General features: G+C 70.8%; 15 protein-coding genes, 2 tRNA genes and 1 pseudogene. 15 read left to right on the forward strand and 3 right to left on the reverse strand.

What is annotated here, in order from left to right:
- Positions 1-229 precede the first annotated feature (229 nt).
- From proB to ACFY2B_RS09585, 5 genes are all read left to right on the forward strand, one after another.
- Positions 230-1336: a glutamate 5-kinase gene (gene proB, locus ACFY2B_RS09565; protein WP_390762659.1), complete on the forward strand. Its 1107-nt coding sequence runs from the start codon at positions 230-232 to the stop codon at positions 1334-1336.
- Between the two features lie 146 nt (positions 1337-1482).
- Positions 1483-1911 (forward strand): hypothetical protein, encoded by a 429-nt coding sequence (locus ACFY2B_RS09570; RefSeq protein ID WP_376534351.1) that lies wholly within the window; start codon positions 1483-1485, stop codon positions 1909-1911.
- A gap of 61 nt (positions 1912-1972) precedes the next feature.
- Entirely contained in the window at positions 1973-3259 is a 1287-nt protein-coding gene (locus ACFY2B_RS09575; RefSeq protein WP_390762573.1) for a glutamate-5-semialdehyde dehydrogenase, read from the forward strand.
- 312 nt (positions 3260-3571) lie between these two features.
- Positions 3572-4171 carry a hypothetical protein gene (locus ACFY2B_RS09580; RefSeq protein WP_390762574.1) on the forward strand — a complete coding sequence of 200 codons (600 nt, stop codon included), beginning with the start codon at positions 3572-3574 and terminating at the stop codon, positions 4169-4171.
- A gap of 89 nt (positions 4172-4260) precedes the next feature.
- The gene (locus tag ACFY2B_RS09585; protein ID WP_390762575.1) at positions 4261-5331 is read left to right on the forward strand and encodes a hypothetical protein; all 1071 of its coding nucleotides are present in this window, start codon (positions 4261-4263) and stop codon (positions 5329-5331) included.
- A gap of 207 nt (positions 5332-5538) precedes the next feature.
- On the opposite strand, the gene ACFY2B_RS09590 is transcribed toward ACFY2B_RS09585, so the two are convergent.
- Positions 5539-6654: a M48 family metallopeptidase gene (locus tag ACFY2B_RS09590; protein ID WP_390762660.1), complete on the reverse strand. Its 1116-nt coding sequence runs from the start codon at positions 6652-6654 to the stop codon at positions 5539-5541.
- Positions 6655-6755: 101 nt separating this feature from the next.
- Between ACFY2B_RS09590 and ACFY2B_RS09595 the strand changes: the two genes are divergently transcribed.
- The 7 genes from ACFY2B_RS09595 (at position 6756) to ACFY2B_RS09625 (ending at position 11190) form a co-directional block, all read left to right on the forward strand.
- Positions 6756-6917: a hypothetical protein gene (locus ACFY2B_RS09595; RefSeq protein WP_390762576.1), complete on the forward strand. Its 162-nt coding sequence runs from the start codon at positions 6756-6758 to the stop codon at positions 6915-6917.
- Positions 6918-7071: 154 nt separating this feature from the next.
- Entirely contained in the window at positions 7072-7236 is a 165-nt protein-coding gene (locus tag ACFY2B_RS09600; protein WP_376534361.1) for a hypothetical protein, read from the forward strand.
- A 79-nt stretch (positions 7237-7315) separates the two neighbouring features.
- Positions 7316-8002: a nicotinate-nucleotide adenylyltransferase gene (gene nadD, locus ACFY2B_RS09605; RefSeq protein WP_390762577.1), complete on the forward strand. Its 687-nt coding sequence runs from the start codon at positions 7316-7318 to the stop codon at positions 8000-8002.
- A 16-nt stretch (positions 8003-8018) separates the two neighbouring features.
- On the forward strand, positions 8019-9725 hold the full coding sequence (locus ACFY2B_RS09610; protein WP_390762578.1) for a LytR C-terminal domain-containing protein: 1707 nt from the start codon (positions 8019-8021) through the stop codon (positions 9723-9725).
- Between the two features lie 167 nt (positions 9726-9892).
- Positions 9893-10339 (forward strand): ribosome silencing factor, encoded by a 447-nt coding sequence (gene rsfS / locus ACFY2B_RS09615; protein WP_376534367.1) that lies wholly within the window; start codon positions 9893-9895, stop codon positions 10337-10339.
- The gene (locus ACFY2B_RS09620) at positions 10330-11004 is read left to right on the forward strand and encodes a histidine phosphatase family protein (RefSeq protein ID WP_390762579.1); all 675 of its coding nucleotides are present in this window, start codon (positions 10330-10332) and stop codon (positions 11002-11004) included. The genes rsfS and ACFY2B_RS09620 overlap by 10 nt, the downstream gene beginning before the upstream one ends.
- 113 nt (positions 11005-11117) lie before the next feature.
- A tRNA-Ala gene (locus tag ACFY2B_RS09625) sits at positions 11118-11190 on the forward strand.
- A 253-nt stretch (positions 11191-11443) separates the two neighbouring features.
- Here the strand turns inward: ACFY2B_RS09625 and ACFY2B_RS09630 are convergent.
- Positions 11444-11542: pseudogene (locus ACFY2B_RS09630) on the reverse strand (transcriptional regulator); the annotation flags it as partial.
- A gap of 517 nt (positions 11543-12059) precedes the next feature.
- On the opposite strand from ACFY2B_RS09630, the gene ACFY2B_RS09635 reads away from it, so the two are divergent.
- Both ACFY2B_RS09635 and ACFY2B_RS09640 read left to right on the forward strand, forming a co-directional pair.
- Positions 12060-12236: a hypothetical protein gene (locus ACFY2B_RS09635; protein WP_390762580.1), complete on the forward strand. Its 177-nt coding sequence runs from the start codon at positions 12060-12062 to the stop codon at positions 12234-12236.
- Positions 12237-12239: 3 nt separating this feature from the next.
- Complete coding sequence (locus ACFY2B_RS09640; protein ID WP_376534373.1) at positions 12240-12473, forward strand: hypothetical protein; 234 nt, start codon at positions 12240-12242, stop codon at positions 12471-12473.
- Here the strand turns inward: ACFY2B_RS09640 and ACFY2B_RS09645 are convergent.
- A complete protein-coding gene (locus ACFY2B_RS09645; protein ID WP_390762581.1) occupies positions 12452-13678 on the reverse strand; it encodes a glycosyltransferase 87 family protein in 1227 nt (408 codons plus the stop codon). The genes ACFY2B_RS09640 and ACFY2B_RS09645 overlap by 22 nt on opposite strands.
- A gap of 138 nt (positions 13679-13816) precedes the next feature.
- Between ACFY2B_RS09645 and ACFY2B_RS09650 the strand changes: the two genes are divergently transcribed.
- Positions 13817-13889 (forward strand) — tRNA-Ala (locus ACFY2B_RS09650).
- Positions 13890-13928: the final 39 nt, after the last annotated feature.

The raw sequence follows: 13928 nt of genomic DNA on the forward strand, positions 1-13928 counted from the left end.
CGGAAAGCAGGGGTCGGTGGGTCGGTCGGACTTCGGTTGACGGGGGCCGCCCGGCCTGCCCGGTGTGCCCCTTTTCGCCCCGTGCGAAGCGTGTTCGCGTGATCACCCTCCGTCTGTCCGGGGAGTGGACCGATGCGCGGCCCGGGATCCGCCTCGCGTAGATTGCCGGTCAGGGCAGCCGGACCTGAGCGAGGGGACAGAGGGCAAGGTGGCAAGGGCAAGGCAGGCCGTGGGTGAGGCCCGCAGGATCGTCGTCAAGGTGGGCTCCTCCTCGCTGACCACCGCCGCGGGCGGCCTGGACGCCGACCGCGTCGACGCGCTCGTCGACGTCCTCGCCCGCAGCCGCAGCGGCGGAGAGCGCGAGATCGTCCTGGTCTCCTCCGGAGCCATCGCCGCGGGCCTCGCGCCGCTGGGCCTGCGCCGCCGCCCCACGGACCTCGCCCGGCAGCAGGCGGCGGCCAGCGTCGGCCAGGGCCTGCTCGTCGCCCGCTACACCGCCTCCTTCGCCCGCTACGGCCTCCGGGTCGGCCAGGTCCTGCTCACCTCCGACGACATGAGCCGCCGCGTCCACCACCGGAACGCCTCCCGCACCCTCGACAAGCTCCTCGCGATGGGCGCCCTCCCCGTCGTGAACGAGAACGACACCGTCGCCACCGCCGAGATCCGGTTCGGCGACAACGACCGCCTCGCCGCCCTCGTGGCCCACCTCGTCCACGCCGACCTCCTGGTCCTGCTCTCCGACGTGGACGGCGTGTACGACGGCGACCCCGCACGGCCCGGGACCTCCCGGCTGGCGGAGGTGCGCGGGCCCGCCGACCTCGAAGGAGTCGAGATCGGCAGCGCCGGCCGGGCCGGCGTCGGCACCGGCGGCATGGTCACCAAGGTCGAGGCCGCCCGGATCGCCGCCGCCGCCGGCATCCCCGTGGTGCTCACCAGCGCGATCCACGCGGCCGTCGCGCTGGCCGGCGGCGACACCGGCACCTACTTCCACCCCACCGGCAAGCGCTCCGCCGACCGGCTGCTGTGGCTCCAGCACGCCTCCACCCCGCAGGGCTCCCTGACCCTGGACGACGGTGCGGTGCAGGCGGTCGTACAGCGCCGCACCTCGCTGCTGCCCGCCGGGATCGCCGCCGTCGAGGGCGAGTTCAGCGCGGGCGATCCCGTGGAGCTGCGCGACGGGCAGGGTCACGCGGTGGCCCGCGGACTCGTCAATTTCGACGCCAAGGAGATCCCCCAGCTGCTCGGACGTTCGACCCGGGAGCTGGCGCGCGAGCTGGGCCGGGCGTACGAACGCGAGGTCGTACACAGGGACGATCTGGTGATCCTGCGACCGTAAACGGCGGCGATCCGACCGCCCCCGGTGGGGGACGTTCCGTAAAACCGCCACGCAAAGCCGATCGGCCTGCTCAACTTTGTCTCAGGGACACGCCTGCAAGGCGCGGTCCGCGCGATCCGTACGAGCGCTGGGTGAAGGAGGCCGTCGTGAGTCGAGTGCGCCCTGGGGCCGCGGCGTCCCGTGGTGCTCTGACGAGTGTCGCGGCCGGGGAGTCCTACGAGGAGCCGAAGGACCTGCCGCGCCTGTGGCACGTCACCCTCAGCGTCTGCGGCGACGAGGTGCCCCTGAAGGAGCTGCGCCGCGGCCTCGAACAGCTCGCCCACGACCATCCCTTCCTGCTGACCAGCAGATACGCGCCCGATCACGCCGAGATCCGCTACTGGGAGGAAGCCCGCGACCTGCACGACGCGGCGGCCGTGGCGCTGCGCCTGTGGGGCGAACACCGCCAGACCGCGGGGCTGCCCCCGTGGGAGATCGTCGGCCTGGAGGTCATCGACCGCGAGACCTATCACCAGCGCATCTCGGAGGGCTACGGCCCGGCGCCCGCCACCCCCGTAGGGGTTCATCCCTTTTGACCCCGTCTCGCGGTGTGGAACGAGCAGGGTCCGGGCCCGGACCGCGCACTACCCTTCCTTCATGACCACGCTCTCGCCGTACGACGCCATGTCCCCGGTCGTCCGGGCCGCCTACCGGGCCCAGGCCGCCGCCGCCGACCTCGCGCCGCTGCCGCGCGCCGTGAAGGACGACGCGCTGCTCGCCATCGCCGACGCCCTGGAGGTACGGACCAGCGAGATCGTCGAGGCCAACGCCAAGGACGTGGCCAAGGCCCGCGAGGCCGGCACCAGCGAGGCGATCATCGACCGGCTGACCCTCACCCCCGAGCGGGTGCGCGCCATCGCCGCCGACGTCCGGGACGTCGTCGCACTGCCCGACCCGGTCGGCGAGGTCGTGCGCGGCTCCACCCTCCCCAACGGGATCGATCTGCGCCAGGTCCGCGTCCCGCTCGGCGTGGTCGGCATCATCTACGAGGCCCGCCCGAACGTCACCGTCGACGCCGCCGCCCTCTGCCTGAAGTCCGGCAACGCGGTCCTGCTGCGCGGCTCGGCCTCCGCCTACGAGTCGAACACCGCCCTCGTCCGGGTGCTCAGGGACGCCGTCGGCGGGGCCGGACTGCCCGCCGACGCCGTGCAGCTGGTGCCCGGGGAGAGCCGCGAGAGCGTCCGCGAGCTGATGCGCGCCCGCGGCCTGGTCGACGTCCTCATCCCGCGCGGCGGCGCCTCCCTCATCCGGACGGTCGTCTCCGAGTCCACGGTGCCGGTCATCGAGACCGGCACCGGAAACTGCCACGTCTACGTCGATGCCGAGGCCGACCTCGACATGGCCGTCGAGATCCTGATCAACTCCAAGGCCCAGCGGGTCAGCGTCTGCAACGCCGCCGAGACCCTGCTCGTCCACCAGGACATCGCCGCCGCGTTCCTGCCGCGCGCCCTGGACGCCCTCGCCGAGGCCGGGGTCACCGTCCACGCCGACGAGCGTACCCTGGCATATGCCAAGGACTCCAAGGCGACCGTCGTCGAGGCCACACCGGAGGACTGGGAGACCGAGTACCTGTCCCACGACATCGCCGTCGGGATCGTGGACTCGCTGGACCAGGCCGTCGGGCACATCCGGCTGTGGAGCTCCGGCCACACCGAGGCGATCGTCACCACCTCGCAGCAGGCCGCCCGCCGCTTCACCCAACTGGTCGACTCCACCACCGTCACCGTGAACGCCTCCACCCGCTTCACCGACGGCGGCCAGTTCGGCTTCGGCGCGGAGATCGGCATCTCCACGCAGAAGCTGCACGCCCGTGGCCCGATGGGGCTGCCGGAGCTGACCAGCACCAAGTACATCGTGACCGGCGACGGCCATGTACGCCGCTGACCGCGGGAACCGGCCTTGACCCGGTCCCGGCGGGGCCGCACCGGCGGCCCCGCGAGGCCCGGGGCATCGGCGGGCGGGGCCCGAGGCGTCGGGTGCGGCAGCCCGGGACATCAGGTGCGGCGGTTCGGGGCATCCGGGGTGCGGTGGCCACGGGACAGCGGGTCCGAGGCGCGTACTCGCGGGGGACGTGCTCGCGGGGGACGTGCTCGCGGGGCGTGAGCGGTCGCGTACCGGCGCCGCACGGGCCGCGCGGGCCGGGGAGCCCGAGGGGTGTCTCAGCACGTGGATGAATTTCCATACCGTCTGCCCAAATTGACCCCTCAGGTCTACTCTGGATTCGTGCCGGAGGACGTGGGGGGCACGCCGTTCCCTGACGGCTGGGAGCCCGACGACGACCACGACCACGGGGTGTCGGACGAAGAGTTCGCCTCCGTGGTGTTCGACGAGGGCTTCGTACGGGCGGCAGTGGTGCACGAGCCGACCGCCGTCGAGCGCCTCCTTGCCGCCGCCCAGGCCAGAGCCGAGGCATCCGAGGCGGAGGCACGCCGCGCACACGCCAGAGGCGAGCGGTACGACGAGGCGTACGGCCCCGACGGGCACGGTTTCGGCCATGACGGCGACCTCGACGACCCGGACGACCTCGATGCCCTGGAGGACCGCTACGGCCCCCTGGGGTTCGGCAAGCACATCCGCTGGCACCGACCCGTCGCCTGGGTGCTCGCCGTGGTGATGGGCGTCGGCATGGTCGCCCTGGCCTTCGCGGCGGTCTACCGCGGAGCCTCCTCGGGCAACCGGGAGCACCAGGTGCCGGCACCCGCTTCCACCGGCCTCGAACAGGGCACGTCGGCTGCTCCCTCCGGGTCCGCCGAGTACTCCCCGCCGGCGGTCTCCGCGGTGCCCCGCACGCCCTGAGCGCCCGTGCACACCCCTGGTGAGAACCTGTCAGAACTTGTCGTGTACCAGGGCGTTTACCTGAGCCCCCTGAGACCTACTCTGAAAGTATGGGCGGGCCAGGAGACCCACCTGAGGGGACACCCACGGGCGCTCCCGGTGGTGGAGAAGACGAATACCGATCCGTCGTGTTCGACGAGTCGTTCGTCCGCGCTGCACGCCTCCAGGAGTACTCCGCACGGGAGCGCATGGCCGACCACGCACCCGCCGTGCGCCGTCGCCCGCCCCTGCACCGCGGGCTGTCCCGGCAGGCCCTGATCCTCGTCATGCTGATCGCCGTCGCCTTCGGCACTGCGATCTACATGGGCGTACGCCACCCCTACGGCACAGCCGACGCCCAGAAACCCGCGACACCTCTGCGCATGACCGTCATCCCGCTCTCCCCGCAGGGCAAGGTACCCGGCGCGACCGACGCCGAATATGTGTACGATCACAGCCCCGCGGCGCAGTTCAGCGTCGGCGCCGAGGGGATACCACTGCCGGCCACCCGGCGCACCGAGCACTTCTCCGACAGTCAGGTGCTGACCGCCCTGACCACGGCCAAGGACTACCTGGTCCACTCCTCGCTCTACCCCGAGGTGCTGGACGCCGGCCAGGTCCAGCCGGCCCGGATGCTGGTCGACCCCGGCCAACTCGACCAGTTCGACCAGGGCTTCGAGCACCCCGTCGCGGACGGCAGGCACGCGCCCACCGGATGGCTGGTCCGCTTCGACCCCACCCGCGCCGAACTGGCCGACCAGAAGATCCGGGTCCAGGGGTCACTCCAGGTCATCGAGACGGATGCGGCCACCCTGGAGGTCAACGCGGACCACACCTTCGTCTACGCGCTGAGGCCCACCGGCTCCGGCGACAAGGCGCGGGTCTCCCTGTTCACGGTCCGCCGGGAGCTGACCTTCCGCTTCGACCAGGGTGACCTGCGCACCCGCCAGGTGCAGCTGATCGCCTCCTACGTCCAGGCGGGCCCGCTCTCCTGCGCCGAGGACTCCGCCGACCGGTTCCGCCCGCTCCTGGCCGGCCAGACCGCCAAGGCGGGTGGCCCGGCGGGCACGGACCCCTATGCGACCGACGGCACGACGGCCCTGTGCGGAACACTGGCCCCCGGGGCACAGCCGACGCCGTGACTCTGACGGGGAAGGGGAACCCGGGCCGCGACGGTGACGGGGGCCGTCAGCGCGTGGTTACGCGGGCCGTCAGAGTGGTGGTCACGGGCGCTGTCGGTATGACGGTGGCGGGAGCCGTTGCCGGGGTGGTGACGAGTGCCGTTGCCGTGGTGGTGACGAGTGCTGTCGCCGTGATGGCGGCGAGAGCTGTCGCTGGTGGCGGCGGGGTCAGTCGTCGGTCTCGCCGCCCCCGGGCTGCGTGTCCCCGGGGGGCGTGTCCTTGGGCCGCTGGTCCTTCGGGGAGCTGGTGAAGCCGTCGAAGCCCCGCCGGACCCGGCCGCCCAGGTTCCCGGCCCCGCCCGCGATGTCCGAGACCAGCTTCATCAGCGGATCCTTGGAACTCTTCACATCGCCGGCGTAGCTCGCGGCCGACTCCTTGAACGAGTCGCTGACCGAGGCGTCCTTGTCCTCACTGCGCCGCGGATAGTGACCGTCCATGATCCGCTGGTAGTCGCGGGTCTCGGCCCACTTCTTCAGCTCGGCCGCGCGGACCGTGGTGAAGGGGTGGGAGCGCGGCAGCACGTTCAGGATCTTCAGCACCGAGTCGCGCAGGTCGCCGCCCGCCTCGTACTCCTCGGCCTGCTTCAGGAACGCGTCCACGTTCATCTCGTGCAGATGGTTGCCACCGGCTATCTTCATCAGGCCCCGCATCGAGGCCCGCAGATCCTGCCCCACCAGGAGACCGGCCCGGTCCGCCGACAGCTCCGACTTGCGGAACCACTCCCGCAGCGCGGTCACGATCGCCATGATCGCGAGATTGCCCAGCGGAATCCAGGCCACCTTGAGCGCGAGGGTGGTCAGGAACAGCAGGATCGTGCGGTACACCGAGTGCCCCGACAGGGCGTGTCCCACCTCGTGGCCGACGACCGCCCGCATCTCCTCCTCGTCGAGCAGCTCGACCAGGCCGGTGGTGACGACGATGATCGGCTCGTCCAGACCGATGCACATCGCGTTCGGCTGCGGGTCCTGGTTCACGTACATCGCCGGGACCTTCTCCAGGTCCAGGATGTAGCAGGCGTCCCGCAGCATGTCGTTCAGATGCGCGAACTGCTGCTCCGAGACGCGCACCGAGTCGGACAGGAACAGCAGTCTCAGACTGCGCTCCGGAAGCAGCCCGCTGAGGGCCTTGAAGACCGTGTCGAAGCCGCTCAGCCGCCGCAGCGCCACCAGGGCGCTGCGGTCGGCGGGGTGCTCGTACGCACGCGAGGAGATCCCAGGGAAGCGCCTGCGCTGCCTGCTCGGCACGTGCTCGTGCCCGTTGTGCTCATGGCCGCTGTCGGTCATGTCGTCCCCCATGTGCGTTGTGTGCCGGTGAGCCCCCGAGGCAGGGCCCAGCCTAGGCGGAGATACCGTGGACGGGCAGTACAGCCGAAGGAGTCCACGTCATGGAGCACAACCCCGCAACCGCCCGGCTGGCCGAGGCCGCCGTCGCCGCACAACAGCACGGGACGGGGAATCTGCTCCGGATCGTCCTGGTGGTGATGGTCCTGGGCTGTGTGCTGACCGCGTGGTTCCTGCTGCGTGGGTACAAACAGAAGGACGACTGAGTCCCCGGGAAGGTTCCCTCTGCGTTCCCCGGTGAGCGTCCGGGGGCGCCCTCCGCCGTGCCCAACGGTGGAGTCGGCGTGAGCGCCACGGCAGCGTCCCTTTACCATGAGCCGACATCTTTATCCCGCCCACACCGGATAGGTCCTGCCGAAGATGAGCTTCCACACCACTGCCGTCCAGTTGGTCACCGTCGCCGCCGAGGGCGAGGAGCGCGGCGGCAACCACCCCAGCCTCGACCCGCTCGTGACCGGTGGCAGCGCCTTCCTCGTCCTGCTGCTTCTGCTGTGGATCACCACCCGCTTCAACCGCGACCGCTGAGCCCGCCGGCCGGCCCCACGGCCGTATCCGGGGGTCTGGCGGGCGGGGCCCGGGGACCGGGCCGGTAGGGTCTGCACGCATGGGAGAGCAGGACATGCCTACCGGTCCGGCGTACGACGCGGAGAACAGCACGGTGAGGACCCCGCAGCACAGGCCGGGCGGCGGCCCCGCGCGCACCGGCAAGCGCCGTCTCGGTGTGATGGGCGGGACCTTCGACCCGATCCACCACGGGCACCTCGTGGCGGCCAGCGAGGTCGTCGCGCAGTTCCACCTCGACGAGGTGGTGTTCGTGCCCACCGGCCAGCCCTGGCAGAAGTCGCACCGGAAGGTCTCCCCGGCCGAGGACCGCTACCTGATGACGGTCATCGCGACCGCCGAGAACCCGCAGTTCTCGGTGAGCCGCATCGACATCGACCGCGGCGGTCCCACCTACACGGTGGACACCCTGCGCGACCTGCGCGCGCTCAACCCGGACACCGACCTCTTCTTCATCACCGGCGCCGACGCCCTCGCCCAGCTGCTGACCTGGCGCGACACCGAGGAACTGTTCTCCCTCGCGCACTTCATCGGGGTGACCCGCCCCGGCCACCACCTGACCGACGCCGGGCTCCCTGAGGGCGGTGTCTCGCTCGTCGAAGTTCCCGCGCTGGCCATCTCCTCCACAGACTGCCGTGGCAGAGTCGCCAAGGGGGATCCCATCTGGTACATGGTGCCGGACGGAGTCGTGCGCTACATCGCCAAGCGCGAGCTGTACCGCGGCGAGTGAGCCGAGAGGGGCACCGGTGAACGACCGAAACGACCCGGGGTACGGGAGCGACCAGTACGAACTCGTCGGCTACGACGAGTACGGACGGCCCGTGTACCGCCAGATCCCGGCCCAGCAGCCCCAGCAGCCGGCGTACGACCCGTACGCGCAGCAGGGCTACGGCTACGACCCGTACGCGACCGGACAGCAGCAGCCGCCCACGCCGGCGTACGACCCGTACGACACCGGCCCGCAGCCCCAGGCCCCCTCCTACGGCTCCCAGGCCCCCGGCTACGACCCGTACAGCACTGGCACGCACGCCACCGGCGGCACGGCGACCCACGACGCCTACGGGCAGGCGGCGAGCACCCAGCAGCCCCTGGTCGCCGAGCACACCGCCCACATCCCGCAGCAGCCCGGCCCGGCCCAAGTGCCGGACGACGACGGCCCGGCCGCCCGTGAACGGGACTACCACACCGAGCAGTTCGCCTTCGTGGAGGAGCCGGACGGCGACTCCGAGGACGTCATCGACTGGCTGAAGTTCACGGAGAACCGCACCGAGCGCCGTGAGGAGGCCCGCCGTCGCGCACGCCGCCGTGTCCTCGCCCTGGTCGTCGTCCTCGCCCTGGTCGTGGTCGGCGGTGTCGGTTACCTCTGGTACGCCGGAAAGCTGCCCGGCCTGCCCTCGTCGGACGCCAAGGGCGGTACCTCGACGGCGGTCGGCGACCAGAAGCGCGAGGTGATCGTCGTCCACCTGCACAACACCGCGAAGGGCGGCACCTCCACGGCGCTGCTCGTCGACAACAGCACCACCAAACAGGGCACCACCGTCCTGCTGCCCAACTCGCTCTCCCTGTCCGACGACTCCGGTGGCGTCACGACCCTCGCCAAGTCGGTCGACGACGACGGCTCCGCCGGCACCCGCGACCAGCTCGACACCGTCCTCGGCACGAGCATCGAGGGCACCTGGCGGCTCGACACCCCCTACCTGCAGAACCTCGTCGAACTCGTCGGCAACATCGACGTCGACACCAACGCCGACGTCCCCGACCCGGACAGCAAGAAGAAGGGCACCGCCCCGCTCGTCCACAAGGGCAAGGACCAGCCCCTCAGTGGCAAGGCGGCCGTCGCCTACGCCACTTACCGCGCCACGGGCGAGTCCGACAACGCCCAGCTGGAGCGGTTCGGCCAGGTGCTCCAGGGCGTGCTGCGCAAGATTTCGTCCGACGCCGACGGCGCGACCGTCACCGTGCAGACGCTGGGGCAGATCATCGAGCCGCCGCTGTCCGACAAGAACCTCGGCGCCTTCCTCGCCAGGCTCGCCGACCTCGCCAAGGGCGGCGACTACAAGACGGCGCTGCTGCCCGTGCAGTCGGACGGCACGCTGAGCGCCCAGACCAGCTCCGACGTCATCAAGAACATCCTCGGCGGCACCGCGAAAAGCCCCGACCAGGGTTCCGCCGTCCGGGTCTCCGTGCAGAACGCGACCGGCGCCAAGGGTGACTCGGACAAGGCCCGCGTGGTCCTCCTCAACGGCGGCTTCACCTTCCAGGACGGCGGCACCGACAGCACCACCCAGGCCACGTCGAAGGTGCTCTACTCGGACACTTCCCACAAGGACGACGCCTCCGAGGTCGCCAAGACCCTGGGGCTGCCCGACAGTGCCGTGGCTAAGGGCACGGTCGGCTCGAACGCCGACGTCTCGGTGGTCCTCGGCCAGGACTACAAGCCGTCGTCCTCCTGACGGACGGCACCGGAAGGCGGTGCGGGCACCCCAGGTGATCCGATAATCACGTGGGGTGCCCCGGGCGGTCCGTGAGACCCTTGATGGCGAGTGACCGCCGACGAGCTGTGCCGTGCGGGGGGTCGCTCCACGCCCCCCGATCTCCGTCCCCGACCGAAAGCTACGTAGTGACCGCCACCGACCGTTCCCTCGAACTCGTCAACACCGCCGCCCAGGCAGCCGCCGACAAGCTCGCCCACGACGTCATCGCCTACGACGTGAGCGATGTCCTGTCGATCACGGACGCCTTCCTGCTGGCCTCCGCGCCCAACGACCGCCAGGTCAAGTCGATCGTCGACGAGATCGAGGAGCGGCTCCAGAAGGAGCTCGGCGTCAAACCGGTGCGCCGCGAAGGAGACCGCGAGGCCCGCTGGATCCTGCTGGACTACGTCGACATCGTCGTCCACGTCCAGCACAGCGAGGAGCGCATCTTCTACGCCCTGGAGCGGCTGTGGAAGGACTGCCCCGAGATCGAGCTGCCGGCCGACGCCAAGGCCACCCGGGGCAAGGCCGAGGAGTACGCCCGGCAGCAGGCCGCCGAGGACACGGCCGAAACACAGGGTGAATGGCGATGAGCGCCACCGGCGAGGTGACCGACCATGCCGGCCGGGGGCGGCGCGTCATCCTGTGGCGGCACGGTCAGACCGCCTGGAACGTGGAGCGCCGCTTCCAGGGCACCACGGATGTCGAGCTGACCGCGGCCGGCGTCGGCCAGGCCCGCCGCGCCGCCCGGCTGCTCGCCTCCCTGCGGCCCGACGCGATCGTCGCCTCGGACCTTCAACGGGCCACGGACACCGCCGCCGAACTGTCCGCGCTCACCGGCCTCCACGTCACCCGGGACGAGGCGCTGCGCGAGACCTACGCGGGCGTCTGGCAGGGGCTGACGCACGAGGAGATCATCGCCCGCCACGGCGAGGAGTACGCCGCCTGGAAGCGCGGCGAGCCGGTCCGCCGCGGCGGTGGCGAACTGGAGACCGAGGTCGCCGACCGGGCGGCCCCGGTCGTGCTGCGGCATGCCGAGAAGCTGCCCGAGGACGGCACCCTCGTGGTGGTCAGCCACGGTGGCACCATCCGCACCACCATCGGGCGCCTCCTCGGCCTGGAGGCCCGGCACTGGGAGAGTCTCGGCGGTCTCTCCAACTGCTGCTGGTCCGTTCTCGGCGAAGGCGCCCGCGGCTGGCGCCTCCTGGAGCACAACGCGGGCACCCTCCCGGAGGCCGTCCTCGGCGACGACGACTGAGCCTGTCGGAGCGGGGACATGGATTTCACTTTCCGGCAGGTCACAGGCTAAAGTTCTTCTTGTTCGCCCCGCTGGGCGGGGCAGGACACCATGCGGCTCGCCGCGTGGAACAAGGGGCTATAGCTCAGTTGGTAGAGCGCCTGCATGGCATGCAGGAGGTCAGGAGTTCAATTCTCCTTAGCTCCACTGATCGGCACTCTGTTGAGTTGTCAAAGATCGGTGATGAGGATCCCGTCCCCTTCAGTGGGCGGGATTTTCTTCGTTCCACGGACGGATGATTTCGGCAGCCCCCTTGTCCGTCGGCGGCCACAGCCGCTGTCCGCACTCCCTCAGCGACGCCATCCTCCCGCGCGCCTCGTCGCTCTCCGGTATGGAGGCCACGATCCGGCATCCCGTCGAGCGACAGCGACGGCGACGTCATCCGCAGCTCACCGACCGCCCTGTGACGGAACGTCTTCACCTCTGGCCCCGGCGGTGCCACGGCGGCGCTCGCCCACAACTCGGCGAAGTACGGACCGGCCGCCGCGAGCGCGCGCATGAGAACGCGGCAGGCTCGGACCGGCGGCGCGCTCCCGCCCGCCCCGCCATCACCTCACGCGTCGTCATGCGCCGCGTCGTTCCTTCCCCCGCCATTGCCCCCCGTCCTTCCGCCGTCGTACCCCACATCGCATCGCCGGCGCCCGACTTGTCCGCTGCCGGCTGCCGGCACTGCCGGTATCAGCGGCCTCTCGGCATCCGTACCGGCGTGTCACCAGACTCGACGGCATGACGACGACGTCCCGGCAGCCTGAACCAGGTCCCGCATCCGTTTCGAGCCCTGAGGACAGTGAACTACCCACCACTGACAATGGGCCCCGGCTGCTGCTCGCGCTCGTGCTCACAGCCCTTTGCATGGCGGCCCTCGACGTCGTCATCGTGAACGTCGTCCGCCGGCCAGGACGGCCGCGCTCGCTGCCGTGTCCGGACTGGTACTGAGGCGTCGCTGACCGTATTGGCCCGGCCGTGGCAGAATCAAACCGCCGGTAGGGGGCGCGGCCCGACGGGAGGGAGTAGCGATGCCTGCGAGCATCCTCGACGAGGAGGTCGGCCACCTCCTCGACGCGGCGTTGATACGGGACACGGCCACCCGGCTCGACTGCCCCTCCTGCAGTTCCGCGCATGTGGCCCAAGTCCTGGGCGACAACGGCGGAATCTCGTACGTGTGCACGGCCTGCGGCCACAGCTGGAGCTGATCGATGGGTGCACACCGGCGAAAGTGCGATTGGTGCGGGCACGGCACGCCGATCGTCCGAGACATGGAGCCGATCAACCCGGATTACCAGTACTGGTGCGAGGAATGCGCGCGGGCGCTGATCATAAAGGGCGATCCCATCGAGACGTACCGCGAACTGGAGGGTGAACCGATCTACGGCCGCCTCCTGGAGGAGCACTGCACCCTCAAGCGGTTCTACTCGTTCGTCACCGCCTGACCGGCGCCGGTCCTCGGCAGCGGTGTCCGCCGAAGGCGGTGTCCGGTGAGGACGAGGAAAAGCAGACCGCACGCTCCGTAGAGGGCCGACAGCGTCAACTCGATGCCCCCTTGGTGCAGTTCGGGCCGTCCGCTGCCGTGCGGCACCCACCACAGGCCGTACGAACAGAACACGGCCGCGCAGGCCACGGCCGTCACACGGTGGCCGTCGCGCCACAGCACCACCACCAGCGGCACGCACCACACCCAGTGGTGCGACCACGACACGGGGCTGATCAGCAGCGCCGTCACCGCGCAGGCGACCACCGCCCAGGAGCGCCGGCCCCGCAGCTCCGCGGTGATCGCGAGCCACAACCCGGCGACGGCCGTCAGGGCCGCCAGCAGGGCCCAGAGGCCGCCCGGCGCCCCGGTGTGCAGCAGCCGGGCCAGAACGCCGCGCAGGGCCTGGTTGGCGGTGTCCTCGGCGTGACCCACCCGGCCCGTGCGGAACACCATGTCGGTCCAGAAACGCCACGAGTCGTACGGCAGGACGGCCGCCGCCAGCAGGGTCGCGCCGGTGAAAGCGACGACCGCCCCGCGCGCGTGCCTCAGCCATGGCCCCCCGTCGCCGCCCCTGAGGTGCGCCACGACGCCGGTGGCGACCAGGAAGACCACGAACAGGGCGGGTGTCAGCTTGACGGCGGCGGCCAGCCCGAGAGCGGCGCCCGCCCAGCGGTTCGGGCCGTCGGCGGAGCGGCGGGAGAGGTCCCACAGCACCAGGACGGCGAGCAGCAGATTGATCTGTCCGTAGCGCAGCGTCGTCCAGACCGGTTCGCACCACACGGCCGCCGCGGCGATCCACCAGACGCTCTCCACGCGCGCGTGCCCGACGAGTCTCAGCGACAGCCGCACCAACACCACCAGGAGGACCAGGTTTCCCAGCGTGGCCAGCACGCGCAGCTGGGCGGACTCCAGCAGGGTCAGCGGCGTGAACACCAGGGCCGCGAACGGCGGGTACGTGGTGGGCAGCCCGGCCGTGGTCGCCCGCAGGGCGTACAGATCGCCTCCCGCGCGTACGGTCGCGCCCTCGGCCCGGTACACCAGCAGGTCGATCATCGACACGTGTGCGGCGCATTGCGCGATCCAGAACACGGCCAAGGAGACCAGGCACGCCCCCAGGGCGACCGGCACGCGACGGCGGGTTCCGGAGGGCGCGATCACGATCATGAAGGGCGACAATAGCTGCCGTACCGCCGCAGAAAGGAAACGATTTGGTGGTGCACCCCGTCGACCGTGTAATGTTGGCGTCGCCGCCAGGGAGATCGGGCGGCACGGTCGGCAAGCGGCTTGGCCGCGTGACCGCGAGGGGCTATAGCTCAGTTGGTAGAGCGCCTGCATGGCATGCAGGAGGTCAGGAGTTCAATTCTCCTTAGCTCCACAGATCGAGAAAGCGGATCATCCGGGTGGATGATCCGCT

Origin of the sequence: Streptomyces sp. NPDC001270 (genome assembly GCF_042896695.1) — a bacterium.
In the GTDB taxonomy this organism is placed as follows: Bacteria; Actinomycetota; Actinomycetes; order Streptomycetales; family Streptomycetaceae; genus Streptomyces.